Source organism: Pseudomonas sp. PvP100 (genome assembly GCF_017833055.1).
In the GTDB taxonomy this organism is placed as follows: Bacteria; Pseudomonadota; Gammaproteobacteria; order Pseudomonadales; family Pseudomonadaceae; genus Aquipseudomonas; species Aquipseudomonas syringae.
The window spans coordinates 741,627-762,503 of record NZ_JAFIBO010000001.1; the positions used below are offsets into that span (position 1 = coordinate 741,627).

The window sequence follows — 20,877 nt, forward strand, 5'->3', positions numbered from 1 at the left end:
TTGAGGGTTGCACAGATGTCAGTCGCTACCAGGTTTATCGATGATCAGCCGACTCAGGTTGCCCCGGCTGCGGCTGAGACGCTCTACCAGTTCGACGAATCGCCACTGCTGGCCCGACAGAGTCGCCAGGAGTCCAATGCTCGCAGCTACCCGCGGCGCATACCGCTGGCGCTCAAACGCGCCAAGGGTATTCACATCGAGGACGTCGAAGGGCGGCGCTTCATCGATTGCCTGGCAGGCGCGGGCACCCTGGCGTTGGGGCATAACCATCCAGTGATTATCGAAGCGATCCAGCAGGTGATCGCCGACGAGTTGCCGCTGCACACCCTGGACCTCACCACGCCGGTCAAAGACCAGTTCGTTCAGGACCTGTTCGGCCTGCTGCCCCCAGCGCTGGCCGATGACGCGAAGATTCAGTTCTGCGGCCCGACCGGGACCGATGCGGTGGAAGCCGCGTTGAAGCTGGTGCGTACCGCTACCGGACGCAGCACGGTCTTGTCATTTCAGGGCGGTTATCACGGCATGAGCCAGGGCGCATTGAGCCTGATGGGCAGCCTGGGGCCTAAAAAGCCGCTGGGTGCGCTGCTCGGCACAGGCGTGCAGTTTCTGCCTTACCCCTACGATTACCGCTGCCCGTTCGGGCTTGGCGGCGAACAGGGCGTGCGCGCCAACCTGCATTATCTGGAAAACCTGCTCAACGACCCGGAAGCCGGCGTGCAATTGCCCGCAGCGGTCATCCTTGAAGTGGTGCAGGGCGAGGGCGGAGTCATCCCTGCTGATCTGGACTGGCTGCGCGGCGTGCGACGCATCACCGAAAAGGCCGGCGTGGCGCTGATCGTCGATGAAATCCAGAGCGGTTTCGCACGCACCGGCAAGATGTTTGCCTTCGAGCATGCCGGGATCATCCCGGACGTGGTGGTCATGTCCAAAGCCATCGGCGGCAGCTTGCCGTTGGCGGTGGTGGTCTATCGTTCATGGCTGGATACCTGGCTGCCAGGCGCTCACGCCGGGACCTTTCGCGGCAATCAGATGGCCATGGCTACCGGTTCTGCCGTCATGCGCTATCTTCAGGAGCACTCCATTTGCGAACACGCGACAGCCATGGGCGCGCGGCTGTCCGGGCATCTGCGTGCCTTGCAGCGTGACTTCCCGCAACTGGGCGATATTCGCGGGCGCGGCCTGATGCTCGGTGTCGAGCTGGTCGACCCATCCGGTGCGCGTGATGCACAGGGTCACCCGCCGCTATTTGCGCGTCTGGCCCCACTGATCCAGCGTGAATGCCTCAAGCGCGGGCTGATTCTGGAGCTGGGCGGTCGACATGCCAGCGTGGTACGTTTTCTGCCACCGCTGATCATCACCGCCGAGCAGATCGACGAAGTGGCAGAGATCTTCGGCCGTGCGCTGAACGCCGCTGTCGCCCAGGTTTAATTTTTCGACGTAGTGATACGTTCAATCCCTATAGCTGCCATGAATTGGCACGGCAGCGCTGAACACACATGGAGAGCAGCAATGACTTCAGTATTCGATCGGGAAGACATCGTCTTTCAAGTTGTAGTCAACCACGAAGAACAGTATTCCATCTGGCCCGACTACAAGGCGATCCCCAACGGCTGGCGCACCGTGGGCAAAAGCGGCTTCAAGAAAGAATGCCTGGCCTACATCGAAGAAGTCTGGACCGACATGCGCCCCCTGAGCCTGCGCCAGAAAATGGAAGCGCAGACGGCCTGATTGACGGTCTGGACGGATACTTCGATTATCGTGCGACGCTCCGCGTCGCATGCCTTTCCGGACGCTCCGCGTCCTCTCTACGACGTAAAGCGTCGCGACCTGCATTCCCACGCTGGAGCGTGCCGAACGATAATCTCACTCCATACCAGCCAGCACCCCGATAATCCCCTGAATATCCCCCTGCAACTCTGCCAGCGGGTCAGCGCCATCGATCCCCAGCACCAACAGCTTGCTGCCAGCCGCTTCAATGGCGGTCTTGACCGGCGCGGGTGGCTGGCGGTGATCGAGCACCAAGGCCACGTCGTTATCCTTCAGGGTCGCGCTCAATTTGCTCAAGGCTTCTGGCGTCCATTGCTCGTCCGTCAGCGCCTGAGTGTCGATCAGCTCCAGATTCAGCCCGCTGATCAAATAGCTGAAGCGATCCGACAGGCTCACCACACTCAAATTATCGGCACCGGCCAGCGCGGCCTCGCTGCTGGCGCTGAGCTTGAGTAGCTGCTGCTTGAACGCCGCCAGGTTGGCCTCGATTTTCGGTTTGGCGGCCGGAGCCAGGCGCACCAGATCCGCTGCCAGCACATCGGCCATACGCCCCATGTTATTGCTCGCCAGCCACGGCTGACTGTTCAATCCGTCAGTGCCCTGACCCGGCTGTACGGCGATGCCTGGCAAGCTGCCGTCCACCGGCCGTGCGGCGTCGATCTCGACGATACGAATATTGCTGCGCCGTGCATTGGGGTAAAGCGGGTCATCGGCCCAGATCGAGCGCAAGCCGATCACCGCGTCGGCGTTGTTCGCCAGCCCGCGCAAGGCATCGGCACCACGCCCGGTGAAATACGCCGTCTGACGCGAGCCCGGCAGGTTGGCCGCTGCAGCCCGCTGCAGCACCACACCGCTGTCCTTGAGCAGTATCTCGCTCAGGCCATAGGTGATCGGCAGGCTGGCCAGCACTCGCACCGGTTGCGAACTGTCGGTTTTGCTGTCAGCCGCCTGCAGGCTGTTGCTGAACAGGCCGCTCATGATCAGCGCGAGGGTCAAGGTACGTAACGTAGGCATTTATCCAATATTCCCTTTCAGGCTCGGCAGCGTGCCGCGAGCGATGGCGGCGAGCGCAAAAGCCATGCCCGCCACCAGAATGATTGCCGCGCCGGACGGCACAGGCAGGTCGAAGACGATGGGCAGCAGGATGCCGCACAGGGTGCTGAGCGTCGCAATGGCCACTGAAATCCAGAAAAAGCCCTTGAGCGACTGGCTCAACAGGCGTGCGGCCGCCGCCGGAATCACCAGCAGCGCACCGACCAGGATTGCGCCGATGACTTTCACCGCCGCGACCGTGATCAGCGTCACCAGAATCACGAACAGGTAATCCAGCGTCTTCACCGCCACGCCGCGCACCGCAGCCAGTTGCGGGTTGAAGCTGGCCAGCATGATGCGGTTGTACAGCGGCAGGCTCAGGCCCATGACCAGCGAACCGACGATCAGCAGTACCAGCAGGTCGTTGCCGTTGACGGTCAGCACGGAGCCGAACAGCACGTTTTCCAGAATGTGCACGTTGATCTTGCCGGCCAGCACCAGCAGCAGGCTCGCGCCCAGTGCCAGGGAGACCGACAGGAACACGCCGATCAACGTGTCCGGTGCCAGCCCGGTGCGGTTGCGCAGGTAATTGAGGACGATGCCGAACAGCAGGCAATAGCCGAACAGCGCGCCATAGGGGCCGGTGTAGGGTTCGCCGAGCAGAATGCCGATCGCCACCCCGGTCAGTGCCGCATGGCCCACGGCTTCGGAGAAAAACGCGAAGCGCTTGACCACCACCAGTGTTCCCAGCCCGCCCAGCACCGGGCCGATCAACAGCCCGGCGAGCAGGGCGTTGACCACGAAACCGTAGGCCAGCGCCTCGGGCAGGTAACCGGAAGAGGCGAGGCCCTGAATGAACAGGCGAAAGGTTTCGTAATCCATTACGCGATCCTCCCGGCGCTGCTATCCGTCGTGCGCGGGTGCGCGGAAAACAGGGTCAGCAGCCGCTCCGGGGTCAGCGCAGTGGCGGCCGGTTCATCGAACAGGATGCGTCGGTTGAGCCCTGTTACCTGATCGGCCAGACGCCTGACGGCATCCAGGTCATGCTCGATCCACAGGACCGTAACCCCGCTTCGGCGCCAGTCGCCCAACAACCGCTCGAACACCTGAATACCCGCTTCATCCAGCGCCGACATCGGCTCATCCAGCACCAGCAATTGCGGCGCAGGAATCAGCCCCTGCGCCAGCAGCACGCGCTGCCGCTCGCCACCGGACAGCGCGCCCATGCGCCGTTTGCGCTTGTCCTGCATCCCGACCCGTTCCAGCGCCTCGCCAATCGCTGCCGCGTAGTGCTTCGACAAGCCCAAAAACGCCGGGCGTCGCTGACACATCGCAGCCATGAAGTCGTCGACGGTCATCGGCAGGCCACGGTCGAACTCCAGCGCCTGCGGTACATAGCCGATCAGCCCTGGAGCTGCAGGCCACAGTAGGCTCAATTGGCCCTGATGCGGTGTCTGCCCGAGCAGGGTCTTGATCAGCGAGCTTTTGCCACCGCCGTTCGGGCCGACCAGTGCGTGTACGCTGCCGGCGCGCACATTGAAATGAACCTGATCGAGAATCGTGGTGCGCCCGAGGGTCAGGCTGACCTGCTTGAATTCGATGCCCGGCCCCTGGCTGACGATATCGAGTTGCTGTGCAGCCGTCATGCGCCCGACTCCTGAATGGCGCGTACCACTGTGTCCAGGTTGCCGGCCATCTCCTTTTCGTATTTGTCAGCGGTGTATTCGCCATAGGAGATATGCGACAGAGGGTACAGTTTGACCCCGGATTCACGCTGAATGGTCTCGACGTAGGTGGACGGGAAATCCATCTCCGAGAAGATCACCTTCACGTCCAGCTCACGCAGTTGGTCGATGGTTTTTTTCAACTGGCTCGGGCTCGGCTCGATGCCATGCGCCGGTTCAACCACGGCGGTGACTTCCAGGCCGAATTCGCGCAGCAGGTAGTCGTAGGCGGCATGCACCGTGGCCACGCGCAGGTCGGCATTGGGTGCCTTGGTCAGTTTGGCGAGCGCGTCGGCGCGCATCTGGCGCAGGCGCTTGCCGTAGGCGCGGGCGTTGGCGGTGTAGGTTTTGGCATTGTCCGGGTCCAGCTTGCCCAGCTCGCGGGCGATATTGTTGACCTGCGCAATGGACGCACTGATCGACAGGAAGGTGTGCGGATTGACCACTTTGCCAGCACCTCGCGCCGCCACCCCGGTGGCCGCCAGCAACGGCACATCGGCATTGGCCTCGATGGTCTTGATGTTCGGCGTTTCACTGGCGGCGATCATGCGGTCGGCAAAATCGTCATGGCCAACGCCGTTGAGCACGATCACGTCCAGCGAACCGATGCGCTTGATGTCCTCGGCGCGCGGCTCATAGGCATGCGGGTTGAAGCCCGCCGGGATCAGCGGCACGACGTCGGCCTTGTCGCCGACAATATTGCTCACGTAGCTGTAGTAAGGGTGCAGGGTAATGCCGATGCGCAGGCGTTTGGCCGGTTCGGCGGCGAAGCTGGACGGCGCCAGCAGGGCGACCATCAGCCCCGTCAGCAGGCCGCGCAGCAAGGGACGGCGTTTGAATGAAATAGGCATGGGCAAGCGGTCTTCTTTCAAAGGAATGCGGAGTTTCAGTGCGGGTGCTGACGGGTCACGCCAGCATCGAATTGCGCGACGACCTGTTTCCAGCCTGAATCGATCAAGGCCTGGTCACTGAGGTCGCTGACCGTCGCCAGCGAGGCGTTGCGGTTGATCCAGATGTCTGGCTGCTCGCCGGAATCGACACGCATCAGAAACGAACCGGCCACGCTCGGCGTCCGGCTCAGTCCCAGGTAGGACTGCTCGATCATCTGCCAGGCATGATCGCCACGGCTCACCGAACTGGCATCCCTGGCGAACGGCGCAAAGCCTTCATCGCCCAGTTGCTCTGGGGTGATCGGTGTCTGCTGCTCGCTGGCCAGCAGGCGGATTTCGTCGAGGGTCACGCGCAGGTCGGCGTAAATGCCTTGTTCCGCAGCGCTCAAATCGCGTCGTGCGTCCAGTTGGTGGTTGGCGATGCTGTGCGTTTCCTGAGTATCACGGTGCAGGCTGATCACGCCGGCAGCGCTGCCGAGGATCAGCAGGCACAGCAGCAGGACGTACAGGGTTTCATGCCCGGCGCCTGCCGGGCGGACGATGTGTCGGGTTGGTGTGCTCATGGCGCCTGGATGTCCGCCTGATCGATTTCCACCACGTGACCGGGTCCGGCGTCGAACAGCACGTAGAACTCCGAAGCCGGGCGCTTGAAGGTCACGGTCGAGTCTTCGCCGAGCTTGCCGGGCACCAGGATGGTTTCGTCGTAGCCGATCACGTCCAGGGTCACACCCGGCGCACCACTGCCGTCGGAAAAACCGCCGGTGCAGCGGATCTGCTCGGTGTCGATCTGTTTGCATTCGCACATCGGGTTATGCGCCAGGGCGTTGCCGCTCAGGCCAAGCAGGCACAGGGCACTGGCCGTCAGCCAGCGCAGGGAAGGGCGGGCAATCATGGTTGGGCTCCTTGTTTTTTAAGCCACGCCACGGTGCTGGGCGAAGCCTGTTGCAGGGGGATGGAAGTCTGATGCACGGCGCCGTCCCAGCCTTCCATGGTGATCCACAGTTCGGCGTCGGGATCGGTGTTTTGCGCGATCTGCATGAAGGCACTCATGCGGTAGCCGCCACCGAAGAAAATCACCCCGGCGGTGCGCAGGCTGCGCGGTTTGCCGATACGCAGATAAGTGGCCTTGACCCGGTCGATGCAGGCGTTGCACAGCGCCGCGTTGAAACTTTTCATGTAGCCCGATGGGCCGGAAAGGCGCGGCGCTTCGTTGCGGTCTTCTGCCAGGCGCAGGTTCCACGGGCCGACCTGAATCTCGCCGACCTCGCGCTGGCCAAGGCCCTGATCACCACGATCCAGTGAAACATCGGAGAAGTACTTGGGCATGAAACCCAGCGGGATCAGCACCAGCAGCACGTTGATATGGAAGCGCCATTTGTGCCAGAAACGACTCAGTGACGATGCAGGTTGTGCAGCAGCGGCGGCCTTGCTCACAGGCTGTTCTCCGGGGTGCGGGTCGCCAGCGGCGAGGTGTTTATCTCCGGGGTGTACGCGACAGGTCTGGCTCGGGCATCACGCTTGAGGGCATTGATTGTTGCTATCGCGGTGCGCTTGCTCCAGATCAACAGGCCGCTGAGCACCATCATGCTCAGCAGCAGGCCGAAAAACGCCCAGATCAGCTTGATCCAGATGCCGCCGAAATCGCCGGTGTGCAGGGGGCGCATGGACTCGGTGACGAACTCCAGCTTGTTGCGGTCCGACAGCAGGTGCGAGGCGGCAATCTCGCCGCTGTACGGGTTGATTTCGGCGGTCTGGAACATCAATGGATACCAGCTGCGTCCACCCACCTGCATGTTGCTGTAGGCATTGAACGGCGGTGTGATGAAGCTGGCTTCCAGGCCCGGAATCCGCTCCCTGGCGATTTCCACGGCGCGCTCCAGGCTGATGGTCGGCGCGGGTCTGCCGTCGGCAGTCAGCGGCACGGCGCTGTGCGGGATGATCGACGCGACCTGGGATTTGCTGGAAATACTGATCTGGTTGTCGCCCAGAATCGCCTGGATCAGAAACCACGTGCCGGTAATGGAAATTACCGCAATGAACCAGATCGACCAGACGCCGCTGAGGCGATGCAGGTCGCCCCAGAAAATCCGCGGGCCCTGGCTGAAACGCACGGGCTTGAAAAAGCCGCGCCAGAATTTCTTGTAGACCACCAGCCCGGTCACCAGTGACGCCAGCAACGGCAGGCCGAGAATCGACACCAGGTACCAGCCCCACGAATAGCCGTTGGTAAACGGCACCAGCCACCAGCCGTGCAGCGCCCGGGTGAAGCGGCGGAAGTCGAACGATGGGGTAATACCCTGAATCACTCCAGTGTAAGGGTTGACGTAAGCCGGCACCGAACGCCCGTCGGGGTAGGTGATGAACACGCTCAAGGCGAAGTACTCGCCGTCCGGCTGCATGATGGTGCCGACGATCAGGTCCGGCTCGTTGCGTTCGATGGTTGCGCGAATCTGTTCGAAGTTCAGGCGCTGGGCGTCGTCGGAAGGGCGGTTGTCACGCATCTCCGGGTTGGCCAGCCACATGATTTCCTTGCTGACCACGGCCAGCGTGCCGGTCACACAAACGATCAGCACGAAGAACCAGATCGGCAGGGCCAGCCAGCTGTGGACGAGAAACCAGATTTTTGAACGGGACTTCTTCGACATGGATAAACAATCTCGATTCACGATGTGGAGCGGCCGCAAGGCGGTGCCCTCTGTCTGTACGCGCGGGCGTAAAAAGCCTCGCATTAAGTTAAAGACGAATGAGAACTGAATTCCTATAGGAACTTTTTGCGTTTAAATGCAAAAAATTGTTTCAGCGCCGCGGTACACCTCCGCATGCCGCATGAATAGGGCGGTACGGCTAATTTTTCAGCAGCGCAGTACGTTCAATCTGGACATTGGTGTTGCGCCAGGCCGCAGGGGCTCGGGCGCTTTTGCCATCAAGGGAGAGACATCATGAGTCATGCGTTGAGTTTGGATATCCGGCCGTTGCTGGCAGGGGCGGGCAGCTTGCCGATGCTGGTGCAGGCACCCGAGCCCGGTCTGGACTTGATGGAAGCGCTGGGCGAACTCAAGCCGTTGGTCGCCGAACATCTGTACAGCGCCGGCGGGATTCTGTTTCGCGGCTTCGAGGTGGGCGGTGCGGAAGCGTTTCGCGAGTTCGCCGCCGGTTTCGGCGATCCGCTGCTCAACTACGAGTTCGGCTCTACGCCGCGCAGCAATGTCACCAAAGGCGTGTACACCTCAACCGAGTACCCGGCGCACCAGAGCATCCCTCTGCACAACGAGCAGGCCTACACGCTGGAATGGCCGATGAAGATCTGGTTCTACAGCATGATCGCGGCGCAGACAGGTGGTGAAACACCGATCGCCGACAGCCGCGAAATCTACCGACGCATTCCGGCGCGCATTCGCGAGCGCTTTGTCGAAAAGAAACTGATGTACGTGCGTAACTACGGCAACGGGCTCGATGTGGAATGGAGTCAGGTGTTCAATACCGACGATGAGTCCGTGGTCGAAGCCTACTGCCGGGCGCACAACATCGAGTGCGAATGGAAAGACGACGGCGAACTGCGCACCCGGCAGATTTGTCAGGCGGTATCACGCCACCCGGTGACCCACGACACCGTCTGGTTCAACCAGGCGCACCTGTTCCACATCTCCAACCTGCAACCGGAAGTGCGCGAAACCCTGCTCGACGTAGTGGACGAAGAAGACCTGCCGCGCAACGTCTACTACGGCGACGGCTCGCCCCTCGAAGAAACCCTGCTGGACGAAATCCGCGGCGTACTCGACGAATGCACCGTCAGCTTCCCATGGCTGGAAAACGACGTCCTGATGCTCGACAACATGCTCACCGCCCACTCCCGCGCACCCTTCACCGGCAAACGCAAAGTGGTGGTCGCCATGGCACAGGGGCATTCGGATAAGTAAACGCCGTTAGATCATCGTGCTGACGGAGCGTAGGCGCGATAGTCACGTTTGAGCGAGTGGAACGATAAGTGTCCGGCTATTGATTATCGTGCCTGCGCTCCGCGTAGGCACGCAGTTCTGGACGCTCTGCGTCCTCTCTTGAGTGCGCAGTGCAATGCAGAGCCTTACCCCCGAGAAACCTTTCTAAATATTTCCTCGCCAATTCGTTCTTGTTGATACGACCCCGCCCGACGGTCAGCCCCACTCAGCAAGGATCGACCCATGAACCCCGAACACGCCCAGAAACTCGCTCGCCGTTTTGTCGAGTTACCCCTTGAAAAACGCCGCCTGTTCCTCGATGGCATGCGCAAGGAGAACATGGATTTCTCGCTGTTCCCGATTCCTTCCTGTGCCGGGCTGGCCGAGCGTGACGGTCTGTCCTATGCCCAGCAACGCATGTGGTTTCTCTGGCAACTGGACCCGCACAGCGCGGCCTACAACCTGCCGATGTCGGTGTGCCTGAACGGTCCGCTGGAACTGCCTTTGCTGGAGCGGGCATTCGGTGCGCTGGTCGAACGACATGAAAGCCTGCGCACCACCTTCGGCCAGGAGGGCGACCGGGCGTTTCAGCGTGTCGCGCCGCCAGCGCCAGTGAGCATCCGCCTGACCGACCTGAGCGCCTTGCCGCCCGAGCAGCGCTGGGCCAGTGCGCGTCAGGCCATGGCCGAACAGGCCGCGCAAACCTTCGATCTGCAGCGCGGGCCGCTGTTCACCGTGCAGGTGCTGCGTCTGGCCGAACAGGAGCACCTGCTGCTGCTCAACCTGCACCACATGATCACCGATGGCTGGTCGATGAACGTGCTGATCGACGAATGGCTGCGCGGCTACGACGCGCTGCTGGCCGGCAAACCGCTGCCTTTTCAGCCGCTGCTTGTGCAGTACCGCGATTACGCAGTCTGGCAACGCAGCTGGCTAGAAGCCGGTGAGCAGGCGCGTCAGCTGGACTACTGGCGCAGCCACCTGGGCGAAGAGCATCCGCTGCTGGAGCTGCCCACCGACCGTCCGTATCCGGCCTTGCCCAGTCACGACGGCGCTCGCCTGGAGCTGGCACTGGAGCCCGAGCTGCTGCGCAACCTGAAAAGCCTCGCGCAACGCCAGGGCGTGACCCTGTTCGTGGTGCTGCTGGCGACCTTCAAAAGCCTGCTGCATCGCTACAGCGGGCAGACCGACATTCGTGTCGGCGGCCTGATCGCCAACCGCACCCGCAGCGAAACCGAAGGGCTGATCGGCTGCTTCATCAATACTCAGGTACTGCGCAGTGAAGTGACGGCGCAGACCCGCTTCGTCGACCTGTTGAATATCGTCCGCGATGCCTCGACCGGTGCCCAAGCGCATCAGGAGTTGCCATTCGACGCCATCATCGACGCCCTGCAGCCGGAGCGCAGTCAGAGCCATAACCCTTTATTTCAGGTGATGTTCAATCACCAGCCGGTGGTTGCCGACCTGCTCGACAAACAGTTGAGCGGCGGCCTGCGCGTGGCCAATCTGCCCGCCGAACAACAGGCACTGGCGCAGCGCTCGCACGCTGCCGCCAGCGACCTGATGCTGGCCACCAGCGGTGAAGGCGAACAACTGCATGCCGCCTTCACCTACGCCACCGACATTTTTGACGAGTCGACCATCGCTCGCCTGGCCGGGCACTGGCGCAACCTGTTGGCCTCTGTCTGTGCCGACCCGCTGCAGACCATCGCCGAGCTGTCGATGCTCTCGGCCGACGAACGTAAGCAACTGTTGGCAGTGGACAGTGCTGCCAACGCCGACAGCAACACCGCCGCACACCGTCTGTTCGAAGCGCAGGTACAACGCACGCCCGATGCAGCGGCGCTGATCCTTGCCAGCGAAGGTCAGTCTCCAGGCCTGAGCTACACCGAGCTGAACCAGCGCAGTAACCGTCTGGCCTGGCAGCTGCGCGAGCAGGGTGTCGGCGCGGACGTGCTGGTCGGCGTGGCGCTGGATCGTTCGCTGGACATGCCCGTGGCGCTGCTCGCCGTGCTCAAGGCTGGCGGTGCCTATGTGCCGCTGGACCTGAATGCGCCGCGCGAACGCTTGCGTCATGTATTGGAGGACAGTGGCGTGAAACTGCTGCTGACCCACAGCGATCAGCTGACCGGGCTGCCTGAATTGGCTGACATGCAATGCCTGTGCATCGATCGGATGAACAGCGAAACCGCCAGCGTGCACAACCTCGACGGCCCGATCGATCCGGCCAGCCTGGCCTACGTGATTTACACCTCAGGGTCGACCGGGCGGCCCAAAGGCGTGGCGATCAGTCATGCGGCGCTGGCCGAGTTCGTCGCCCTGGGGGCCAACTACAGTGAGCTGCGCGAAGGCGACCGGGTCCTGCAGTTCGCCACCCACAGCTTCGATGGCTTCGTCGAGCAGTTCTACCCACCGTTGTGTCGCGGTGCGGCCGTCGTGCTGCGTGACGAGCGCCTGTGGGACAGCGCCACCTTCCATCAGGCCATCGTCGAGCACGGCGTAACCCTCGCCGACTTGCCCGCGGCCTATTGGCTGACGCTGGTTCAGGACTTCGCCGCCAGCCCGCCCGCGCATTACGGCGCGCTACGGCAGGTGCATGTTGGCGGCGAAGCCATGGCCGTCGAGGGGCTGCGCCTGTGGCAAAAGGCCGGGCTCGGGCATGTACGCCTGCTCAATACCTATGGCCCGACCGAAGCCACCGTGGTGTCGAGCATCCATGATTGCAGCACGCTGACCCCGCAGCAGGTGTCCTGGCGCGGCGTGCCGATTGGCCGGGCGCTGGCAGGACGACGCCTGTACGTTCTCGACGATCAAATGAACCTGCTGCCGCAAGGTGCGGTGGGCGAGCTGTACATCGGCGGTCCTGGTCTGGCGCGGGGGTATCACGCTCAGCCCGGTCTGAGCGCCGAACGTTTTGTCGCCGATCCATTTGTCAGCGGTGAGCGCCTGTATCGCAGCGGCGACCGCGCCCGACTGCGTGCCGATGGTGCTGTCGAGTACATCGGCCGGGTCGATCATCAAGTGAAGATTCGCGGTTTCCGCCTCGAGCTGGGCGAAATCGAATCGCGCCTGCAGCAATGCACGGGCGTGCGCGAGGCCGTGGTGCTGGCCGTCGAACTGGCGGGCAGCACGCAGTTGGTCGCCTACGTGGTGCCGGACGTTGCCGCGTCTACAGAGGCCGAACAGTTGGCCCTGCGCCAAAGCATCCGCAGCCAGTTGCAAGCCTTCCTGCCGGATTACATGGTGCCGACGCACATGCTGCTGTTGCCCGAGCTGCCCCTGACGCCCAGCGGCAAGCTGGACCGCAAGGCATTGCCAGCCCCCGACGCAAGCCAGTTGCAGGCGCGTTATCGGGCGCCGCACAGCGAGGTGGAAATCTGCCTGGCGGCCATCTGGGCGGACGTCCTGCATGCGCCCCAGGTGGGCCTCGACGATCACTTTTTCGAACTGGGCGGGCATTCGTTGCTCGCCGCGCAAGTCATCGCCCGGATCAAGACGCAGTTGGGCATCAGCCTGCCGCTGCGCACTCTGTTTGAAAAACCGCTGCTCAGTGAGCTCGCCGTCGAAGTGGCAGCGCTGACCGACAACAGCACGGACAACGACTGGAGCGACATGGACCAGTTCATGGACTCACTGGAGGAATTCGGCGCATGACCGGGACCACTGCTGCACGCATCGCGAAACGTTTTGTCGGCCTGTCGCTGGAGCAACGCCAACAGTTCCTCGCCCGGTTGCGCCAGGAAGGCAAGGATTTCAGCCTGTTGCCGGTGCCGGTCAGCCGGCATGATGTCAGCGCCATTCCGCTGTCCTTCGCTCAGCAACGCCTGCTGTTCCTCTGGCAGCTCGATCCGTCGAGCGACGCGTACAAGATGACCACCGGCCTGCGTCTGCGCGGCACGTTGAACGAGTCGGCGTTGCGCCGTGCATTCGATCACCTGATTGAGCGCCATGAGGTGCTGCGCACGGTGTTTCAGACTGATGGCGATCAGGCACAGCAACTGCTGCTGCACGACCAGACAGTCGCATTGGAAAGCATTGATTTGGCCGGTCTGGCCGATGTCGAACTGCGCGATGCCGAGCTGGCGCTGCAAGTGGCCACAGTCACGGGCCAAGCGTTTGATCTGCGTACGGGGCCGCTGCTGCGCGCGCACCTGTTTCGCCTCGCGGACGACGAGCATGTGCTGATCGTCAGCATGCACCACATCGTCTCCGACGGCTGGTCGATGGATGTGATGATTCAGGAGTTCGTGCACTGCTATCAGGCGTACTGCGAGGGCCGCGAACCCGCGCTGCCGGAACTGCCGCTGCAATACGCCGACTATGCGATCTGGCAGCGCAGCTGGCTGGAGGCGGGCGAGGGCGCACGTCAGCTGGACTACTGGCGTCACCAGTTGGGCGAAGAGCAACCGTTGCTGGACGCCGCACCGGATTTCCCGCGTCCGGCCACGCAAAGCCATCAGGGCGAGCACCTGCGTTTCGATTTCGGTGTAGACCTGTCGCGGCGGCTCAACGCCTTTGCGCGCACGCAGGGCATGACCCTGTTCATGCTGGTGCTGGCCGGCTTTTCGCTGTTTCTGTCGCGCAAGGCCGGGCAGCGTGATATCCGCATCGGCGTGCCGAATGCCAACCGCGGTCGCGCTGAAACCGAAGGCTTGATCGGCTTCTTCATAAATACTCAGGTTTTGCGCTGCCAGGTGGACGAACGCCTGAGCTACCTTGACCTGCTCGCGCAGATTCGCGACACCTCGTTCGGTGCGCAGGCGCATCAGGACGTGCCCTTCGAACAACTGGTCGATCAACTGGCGCCCGAGCGTAGCCTGGGCCACAACCCTCTGTTCCAGGCCAAGTTCAACCAGAACGTGGTCCTCAAGCAGAAAACCGCGCTCAGGCTGGCCGGGCTGGAGGTCAGCGAATATGCCTTCGACAAACAGGGCGCACATTTCGACCTGGCGCTGGACATCACGGATGATGGCACACTGATCCACGGCGACATGGCCTACGCCAGCGACCTGTATCGACGCACCACCGTCGAAGGTTTCATCCCGGAACTGCTCGCGCTGTTCGAAACCCTGCTCGACGCGCCGCAGGCACCGCTGTTCAGCCTGGGAGCACTCGCGGTCGAGCCGAGGCGCGACGCTCGCGCACCCGCGCCGCACATGCTGCAACTGTGGGACCGACAGGTCGAACGGCAACCTAATGCCCAGGCAGCCCGCTGCCTGCAGCGCACGCTGACCACGCTGCAACTGGAGCAGGCCGCCAATCAGTTGGCCCATCACCTGATCCGCATGGACATCAGCGAGGGCCAGCCGGTCGCGGTATTGATGGAGCGTTCGCTGGACTGGCTGACCGCCGTGCTGGCAATTTTCAAGGCCGGCGGCGTGTACATGCCGCTGGACGTCAAAGCCCCCGATGCGCGACTGCAACAGATGCTGGTCAATGCGCAGGCAAGAGTATTGCTGTGTGCCGAGGGTGATGTGCGGCACACGTCGCTGGGTGTTGCCGGTTGTCAGGGCCTGACCTGGACGCCTGCGCTGTGGCAGGACCTGCCTGTCAGCCGCCCTGACACCCGGCCTTCAGCCGATTCGGCGGCCTACGTGATTCATACCTCCGGCTCGACCGGCCAGGCAAAAGGTGTGCTGGTCAGCCAGAGCGCACTGGCCAGTTACCTGCGTGGCTTGTCGGAGCAATTGCAACTGGCACCCGAGGCGAGCATGGCGCTGGTCTCGACCATCGCCGCCGACCTCGGCCATACCGTGCTGTTCGGCGCGCTGTGTTCGGGACGCACGCTGCACGTGCTGACAGAGGCGCTGGGTTTTGACCCGGATGCCTTCGCGGCCTACATGGCCGAGCATCAGGTGGGCGTGCTGAAAATCGTCCCCGGTCATCTGGCCGCGCTGTTGCAGGCCGGCCAGCCAGCCGACGTACTGCCGCAGCATGCACTGATTGTCGGCGGCGAAGCCTGCTCGCCAGCGCTGATCGAGCAGGTGCGTCAGCTCAAGCCGGGTTGCCGGGTGATCAACCACTACGGGCCGAGCGAAACCACTGTTGGTGTGCTGACTTATGAGGTGCTGATGTCGCCCGGCTCGCTCCCACAGGATGTATGTGTATCCACTGGGGTGCACGCTGGCGATCCTCTGCGCAGCGTGCCAGTCGGCACACCACTGCCAGGGGCCAGTGCTTATATGCTGGACGACGTGCTGAACCCCGTCGGCACTCAGGTCGCCGGTGAGCTGTACATCGGCGGCGGCAGCGTGGCGCTGGGCTATATCGGCCAGCCTGCGCTGACCGCCGAGCGCTTTGTGCCGGACCCGTTCGCGCAGGACGGCACGCGCGCCTACCGCAGCGGTGATCGCATGCGCCGCAATCATCAGGGCCTGCTGGAATTCATCGGCCGGGCCGACGATCAGGTCAAAGTGCGCGGCTATCGTGTCGAGCCGGCAGAGGTCGCGCGGGTGTTGCTGGGCCTGGCTTCGGTGGCGCAGGTCAGCGTACTGGCGTTGCCCGTCGATGACGATCAGACCCGCCTGCAACTGGTGGCCTATTGCGTCGCGGCAAGCGGGGCGAATCTGAATGTCGACAGCCTGCGCGAGCAACTGGCTGCGCGCTTGCCGGACTACATGGTGCCCACGCAGATCATGCTGCTGGACAGTCTGCCGCTGACCGCCAACGGCAAGCTCGACAAGCGCGCCTTGCCCAGACCCGGCGTGGTCAAACAGCGTTACACCGCGCCGGTCGGCGAGATCGAGGAAAAGCTCGCTGCCGTGTGGGCGGATGTCCTCAAGCTGGAGCAAGTGGGCAGCACCGACAACTTCTTCGAACTGGGCGGCGATTCGATCCTCAGTCTGCAGATCATCGCCCGCGCCAAGCGCCAGGGCATCAAGCTCAGCCCCAAGCAATTATTCGAAAAACAGACCATCGGCCAACTGGCTTCGGTGGCAAAACTGATTCAGAAAAAGCCCCTCGCTGTGGCAGAGCAGATCAGCGGTTCGTTGCCGTTGCTGCCGATTCAGGCACGTTTCTTCGAACTGGACATCCCCGAGCGTCAGCACTGGAATCAGGCGTTGATACTCAAGCCGTTGCAAACGCTGGAGGCTGCTCATCTTCAGTCTGCATTGACTGCGCTGATCGAGCAGCACGACGCACTGCGTCTGGGTTTCACCCAGCAGGACGGCCAATGGCAGGCCACCTTCGGCGTGCTGAACGCTCGCGAGCTGCTCTGGACCCATGAGCTGGACAGCATCGAGCGCTTGCCTGAGCTGGCCGATGAGGCGCAACGCAGCCTGGACCTGAAAAACGGCCCGTTGCTGCGTGGCGTGCTGATCAACCTGCCACAAGGCGAACAGCGTCTGTTGCTGGTGATTCATCATCTGCTGGTGGACGGCGTGTCCTGGCGGGTGTTGCTGGAAGACCTGCAACACGCGTACCTCGCCCTGGCGCAAGGCCAGCCAGTATTACTCGCGGCAAAAACCACGTCGCTCCAGCGCTGGGCCGAGCAATTGCAACAGTATGCGGCCGGTGAGACGCTGAAGGCCGAGCGCGATTACTGGCTGCAGGCCTTGCAGGGCAAAGACCAGCCGCTGCCTCGTGACAAGCCCGAAGGCACGATGCGCAATCGCGACGCGGCCCATGCATCTTCCTGGCTTAGCCGGGACCTGACCCACAAGCTGCTGAAAGTCGCGCCCGCCGCGTACCGCACGCAAGTCAACGACCTGCTGCTGACGGCGCTGGCCCAGGTCCTTTGCGAATGGAGCCAGCAGCCCTCGGTGCTGATTCAGCTGGAAGGGCATGGCCGCGAAGACCTGTTCGACGACACTGATCTGAGCCGCACCGTCGGCTGGTTCAGCAGCCTGTTTCCGCTGCGTCTCACGCCGCAGACCGCGCCGGGTGCAAGCCTGTGCGGCATCAAGGAGCAATTGCGTGCGGTGCCCGACAAGGGCATTGGTTACGGTGTGTTGCGCTATATGGGCGAGGGGCCTTTCGCGCAGCAATTGGCCGCCTTGCCGCAGGCGCGGGTCACGTTCAATTATCTGGGCCAGTTCGACGGCAGCTTCAACGAACACCAAGGCGCGCTGTTCGTACCGAGTGCCGACAGTGCAGGCACTGCGCTGTGCGAAGACGGGCCGCTGGGCAACTGGCTGAGCCTTAACGGTCAGGTGTTCGACGGCCAGTTGCAACTGGACTGGAGCTTCAGCCGCGAGGTGTATCACGCCTCGACCATCGACACCCTGGCGCGTCGCTACGAGCAGGCGCTGACCACCCTGATCGAACATTGCACGGCGGGGCATCAAGGCGTTACGCCGTCGGACTTCCCGCTGGCGCGCCTCACCCAGGCGCAGCTTGACGGTCTGCCGATTGCGGCGGGCCAGATCGAGGATATCTACCCGCTGTCACCGATGCAGCAGGGCATGCTGTTTCACTCGTTATTCGATGAACGCGCGGGCAACTACATCAACCAGTTGCAGGTGAACATTCGCGGGCTGGATGTGCCGCGTTTCCGCAACGCCTGGCAGGCCGCGGTGGACCATCACGACGTGCTGCGCAGCTGTTTTGTCAGTCAGCGCGAGCAGTCGCTGCAAGTGGTGCAGCGTCAGGTCGAGGTGCCCTTTGTCGAGCTGGATGCGCGTGGTCAGCCAGAAAACTGGCTCGACGACTGGGCGCAGGCCGACCGTCAGCAAGGCTTCGATCTGGCGCAAGGGCCATTGTTGCGCCTGGCCGTGTTGCGTATCGCCGACGACGCGTGGCATTTGGTTTACACCAGCCACCACATCCTTATGGATGGCTGGAGCAGCTCGCGCCTGCTCGGTGAAGTGCTGCAACGCTACAGCGGGCAGATGCCAGCGAAACAGGCAGGCCGCTATCGTGATTACATTCAGTGGCTGCAACATCAGGATGCCGCGCTCAGCGAGCGTTTCTGGACTGCGGAGCTGGCGAAACTGGACGAGCCGACCCGCTTGCTGCAAGCGTTCAAGTCTTCGGCCGAGGGGCAGGGCTACGGCGATTACATCCAGCTGATCGACAGCGACGGCACCCGACGTTTGAGCGAGTTTGCCCGCGAGCAGCGCGTCACCCTCAATACGCTGCTGCAATCGGCCTGGCTGTTGCTGCTGCAACGCTATACCGGCCAGTCCAGCGTGACCTTTGGCGCGACCGTGGCCGGGCGTCCGGCCGAGTTGCCGGGTGTCGAAGAACAGCTGGGGCTGTTCATCAATACCCTACCGGTCATCGCCAGCCCGCGTGCCGAGCAGACGGTGGCCGACTGGGTGCAGCAGGTGCAGGCGAAAAACCTTGCTCTGCGCGAGCATGAGCACACGCCGCTGTATGACATCCAGCGCTGGGCGCGCAACAGTGGCGAGGCGTTGTTCGACAACATTCTGGTGTTCGAAAACTACCCGGTGTCCGAAGCCCTGCAGCGCGCGCCGGACGGTCTGGTCTTCAGCGACCTGCGCAATCAGGAGCAGGCGCATTACCCGCTGACCCTGGTGGTCGAGGCCACTGAGGTGCTGTCGGTGCGTTTCAGTTACGACCGCCAGCATTTCAGCGCCGAAGGCATTCTGCAACTGGCGGCACATTTCGATCATCTGCTGCAGAGCCTCTGCGCATCGGCAACCACGCCACTCGGCGAACTGGCATTGCCGACCGCCTGGACGCAAAGCGTGCAGCGCTACCCGAGCGAGCACTGCGCGCATCAACGCATCGAAACCCAGGCCGAGCGTAACCCGCAGGCTATTGCCCTGAGCTTTGGTGGCGAACAACTGAGTTACCGGCAGCTCAACCAGCGCGCCAACCAGCTGGCGCACAAACTGCGCGAGCAGGGCGTCGGCCCGGATGTGCGCGTCGGGCTGGCCGCCGAGCGCGGTCTGGAGATGATTGTCGGCCTGCTGGCCATCCTCAAGGCCGGTGGTGCTTACATGCCGCTGGACCCGGATTACCCGCAGGATCGCCTGAGCTTTCTGATGCACGACAGTGGTATCGAACTGTTGCTGACCCAAGCGCCGCTGCTTGGCAAACTGCCGATCCCCGAACAGGTGCAGACGCTCGATCTAGCTGACGAACTGGACGGTTACAGCACGGAAAACCCGCTCAATCAGACCGCGCCGGCCAACCTGGCCTACGTGATCTACACCTCGGGTTCGACCGGTAAACCGAAAGGCACCTTGCTCGCCCATCACAACCTGATGCGCCTGTTCGCCGCGACGGATGACTGGTTCACATTCAGCGAAAAGGATGTGTGGACGCTGTTCCATTCCTTTGCCTTCGACTTCTCGGTGTGGGAGATTTTTGGCGCGCTGCTGCATGGCGGCCGACTGGTGATCGTGCCCCGCGAAGTGACCCGCTCGCCGGAAGAATTCCATGCGCTGCTGGTCGAACAGCAAGTCACGGTGCTCAACCAGACACCGTCGGCGTTCAAGCAACTGATGCGCGTGGCCTGTGATTCATCGCTACCGCTGTCGCTGCAGAAAATCATTTTTGGCGGCGAGGCGCTGGACGTCGCCAGCCTGAAGCCGTGGTTCGAGCGCTTTGGCGATCAGACGCCGCAACTGATCAATATGTACGGCATCACCGAAACCACGGTGCACGTGAGCTATCGACCGATCGCGCTGGCCGACACGCAGAACCCTATCAGCCCGATTGGCGAGGCGATTCCCGACCTGTCTTGGTACGTGCTGGATGCTGATTTCAATCCGGTCGCCCAGGGCTGCAGCGGCGAGTTGCACATCGGCCATGCCGGTCTGGCGCGGGGCTATCACAATCGTGCGGCGCTGACCGCCGAACGCTTTGTGCCGGACCCGTTCTCCAACGACGGTGGCCGCCTGTATCGCACCGGCGACCTGGCGCGTTATCGGGCTGGTGGGATGATCGACTACGCCGGGCGCATCGACCATCAAGTGAAAATTCGCGGCTTCCGCATCGAACTCGGTGAAATCGAAGCGCGGTTGCAAGCGCACCCGGCCATACGCGAAGTGAGCGTGCTGGCGCTGGACGGGCAGTTGGCGGCGTATCTGGTGCCTAACGAGCCTGATCAGGATCAGCAGAGCCTTCGTGAAACGCTGAAAAATGAACTGAGGGCGCACTTGCCCGATTATATGGTGCCCACCCATTTCATCGTTCTCGACAGCATGCCGCTGACTGCCAACGGCAAGCTGGACCGCAAGGCATTGCCTGCGCCGGATGCCAGTCAGTTGCAGGCTACCTACAGCGCTCCGCAAGGCGAGCTGGAGCAGCAACTGGCAGCGATCTGGGCCGATGTGTTGAAGGTCGAGCGGGTCGGGCGCAACGACAACTTTTTCGAGTTGGGTGGGCATTCGCTGCTGGCGGTGCAGATGCTCGTGCGGATGCGCGAACAGTTGCAGCACGAGGTCAGCCTCAAGGATGTCTTCGAGCAACCGCTGCTGGCGGACTTCTGCGCCACGCTGCAGGAAAAAAATGGCGAAAGTGACCACGCGCAGGACGAATTGACTAAATCACTGGAGGCACTCAAACGTTTATCAGCGGAGGAAATTGATAATTTGATTGCTTAGCAGGAGAGAC

At 62.6% G+C, this 20,877-nt stretch carries 13 protein-coding genes; 5 read left to right on the top strand and 8 right to left on the bottom strand.

Annotation, left to right across the window (positions count from 1 at the left end; translation table 11 throughout):
* Positions 1 to 15 precede the first annotated feature (15 nt).
* Together JOE39_RS03300 and JOE39_RS03305 are read left to right on the top strand one after the other, a co-directional pair.
* Entirely contained in the window at positions 16 to 1,428 is a 1,413-nt protein-coding gene (locus tag JOE39_RS03300; protein ID WP_010426131.1) for an aspartate aminotransferase family protein, read from the top strand.
* A gap of 81 nt (positions 1,429 to 1,509) precedes the next feature.
* Positions 1,510 to 1,728, top strand: a complete 219-nt coding sequence (locus JOE39_RS03305; protein WP_003304661.1) for an MbtH family protein — start codon at positions 1,510 to 1,512, stop codon at positions 1,726 to 1,728.
* Between the two features lie 135 nt (positions 1,729 to 1,863).
* Here JOE39_RS03305 and JOE39_RS03310 read toward each other — a convergent pair whose 3' ends face one another.
* The 8 genes from JOE39_RS03310 to JOE39_RS03345 are packed head-to-tail and all read right to left on the bottom strand — an operon-like array spanning position 1,864 to position 8,058.
* Positions 1,864 to 2,781 (bottom strand): zinc ABC transporter substrate-binding protein, encoded by a 918-nt coding sequence (locus JOE39_RS03310; protein WP_096115487.1) that lies wholly within the window; start codon positions 2,779 to 2,781, stop codon positions 1,864 to 1,866.
* The gene (locus tag JOE39_RS03315) at positions 2,782 to 3,681 is read right to left on the bottom strand and encodes a metal ABC transporter permease (RefSeq protein WP_004418348.1); all 900 of its coding nucleotides are present in this window, start codon (positions 3,679 to 3,681) and stop codon (positions 2,782 to 2,784) included. It lies immediately after the preceding gene.
* Positions 3,681 to 4,445, bottom strand: a complete 765-nt coding sequence (locus tag JOE39_RS03320; protein ID WP_003318858.1) for a metal ABC transporter ATP-binding protein — start codon at positions 4,443 to 4,445, stop codon at positions 3,681 to 3,683. The genes JOE39_RS03315 and JOE39_RS03320 overlap by 1 nt, the downstream gene beginning before the upstream one ends.
* Complete coding sequence (locus JOE39_RS03325) at positions 4,442 to 5,374, bottom strand: metal ABC transporter substrate-binding protein (RefSeq protein ID WP_003423544.1); 933 nt, start codon at positions 5,372 to 5,374, stop codon at positions 4,442 to 4,444. The genes JOE39_RS03320 and JOE39_RS03325 overlap by 4 nt, the downstream gene beginning before the upstream one ends.
* A 35-nt stretch (positions 5,375 to 5,409) precedes the next feature.
* Entirely contained in the window at positions 5,410 to 5,976 is a 567-nt protein-coding gene (locus JOE39_RS03330; RefSeq protein ID WP_004404943.1) for a DUF6162 family protein, read from the bottom strand.
* Positions 5,973 to 6,305 (bottom strand): hypothetical protein, encoded by a 333-nt coding sequence (locus JOE39_RS03335; RefSeq protein ID WP_096115489.1) that lies wholly within the window; start codon positions 6,303 to 6,305, stop codon positions 5,973 to 5,975. The genes JOE39_RS03330 and JOE39_RS03335 overlap by 4 nt, the downstream gene beginning before the upstream one ends.
* Positions 6,302 to 6,847 carry a hypothetical protein gene (locus JOE39_RS03340; protein WP_024683408.1) on the bottom strand — a complete coding sequence of 182 codons (546 nt, stop codon included), beginning with the start codon at positions 6,845 to 6,847 and terminating at the stop codon, positions 6,302 to 6,304. The genes JOE39_RS03335 and JOE39_RS03340 overlap by 4 nt, the downstream gene beginning before the upstream one ends.
* On the bottom strand, positions 6,844 to 8,058 hold the full coding sequence (locus JOE39_RS03345; RefSeq protein ID WP_096133372.1) for a PepSY domain-containing protein: 1,215 nt from the start codon (positions 8,056 to 8,058) through the stop codon (positions 6,844 to 6,846). Before JOE39_RS03345 ends, JOE39_RS03340 begins: the two co-directional genes overlap by 4 nt.
* Before the next feature lie 294 nt (positions 8,059 to 8,352).
* On the opposite strand from JOE39_RS03345, the gene JOE39_RS03350 reads away from it, so the two are divergent.
* From JOE39_RS03350 to JOE39_RS03360, 3 genes are all read left to right on the top strand, one after another.
* Positions 8,353 to 9,330, top strand: coding sequence for a TauD/TfdA family dioxygenase (locus JOE39_RS03350; protein ID WP_003416013.1), 978 nt, complete (start codon positions 8,353 to 8,355; stop codon positions 9,328 to 9,330).
* 261 nt (positions 9,331 to 9,591) lie between these two features.
* Positions 9,592 to 13,002, top strand: coding sequence for a non-ribosomal peptide synthetase (locus tag JOE39_RS03355; RefSeq protein WP_046265824.1), 3,411 nt, complete (start codon positions 9,592 to 9,594; stop codon positions 13,000 to 13,002).
* Complete coding sequence (locus tag JOE39_RS03360) at positions 12,999 to 20,867, top strand: non-ribosomal peptide synthetase (protein ID WP_210077905.1); 7,869 nt, start codon at positions 12,999 to 13,001, stop codon at positions 20,865 to 20,867. Before JOE39_RS03355 ends, JOE39_RS03360 begins: the two co-directional genes overlap by 4 nt.
* Positions 20,868 to 20,877 lie beyond the last annotated feature (10 nt).

Coding starts and splice junctions, on each gene's coding strand:
- JOE39_RS03325 (WP_003423544.1), bottom strand. CDS start 5,374: ATGCCTATTTCATTCAAACGCCGTCCCTTGCTGCGCGGCCTGCTGACG.
- JOE39_RS03350 (WP_003416013.1), top strand. CDS start 8,353: ATGAGTCATGCGTTGAGTTTGGATATCCGGCCGTTGCTGGCAGGGGCG.
- JOE39_RS03355 (WP_046265824.1), top strand. CDS start 9,592: ATGAACCCCGAACACGCCCAGAAACTCGCTCGCCGTTTTGTCGAGTTA.
- JOE39_RS03300 (WP_010426131.1), top strand. CDS start 16: ATGTCAGTCGCTACCAGGTTTATCGATGATCAGCCGACTCAGGTTGCC.
- JOE39_RS03330 (WP_004404943.1), bottom strand. CDS start 5,976: ATGAGCACACCAACCCGACACATCGTCCGCCCGGCAGGCGCCGGGCAT.
- JOE39_RS03345 (WP_096133372.1), bottom strand. CDS start 8,058: ATGTCGAAGAAGTCCCGTTCAAAAATCTGGTTTCTCGTCCACAGCTGG.
- JOE39_RS03335 (WP_096115489.1), bottom strand. CDS start 6,305: ATGATTGCCCGCCCTTCCCTGCGCTGGCTGACGGCCAGTGCCCTGTGC.
- JOE39_RS03305 (WP_003304661.1), top strand. CDS start 1,510: ATGACTTCAGTATTCGATCGGGAAGACATCGTCTTTCAAGTTGTAGTC.
- JOE39_RS03310 (WP_096115487.1), bottom strand. CDS start 2,781: ATGCCTACGTTACGTACCTTGACCCTCGCGCTGATCATGAGCGGCCTG.
- JOE39_RS03360 (WP_210077905.1), top strand. CDS start 12,999: ATGACCGGGACCACTGCTGCACGCATCGCGAAACGTTTTGTCGGCCTG.
- JOE39_RS03315 (WP_004418348.1), bottom strand. CDS start 3,681: ATGGATTACGAAACCTTTCGCCTGTTCATTCAGGGCCTCGCCTCTTCC.
- JOE39_RS03320 (WP_003318858.1), bottom strand. CDS start 4,445: ATGACGGCTGCACAGCAACTCGATATCGTCAGCCAGGGGCCGGGCATC.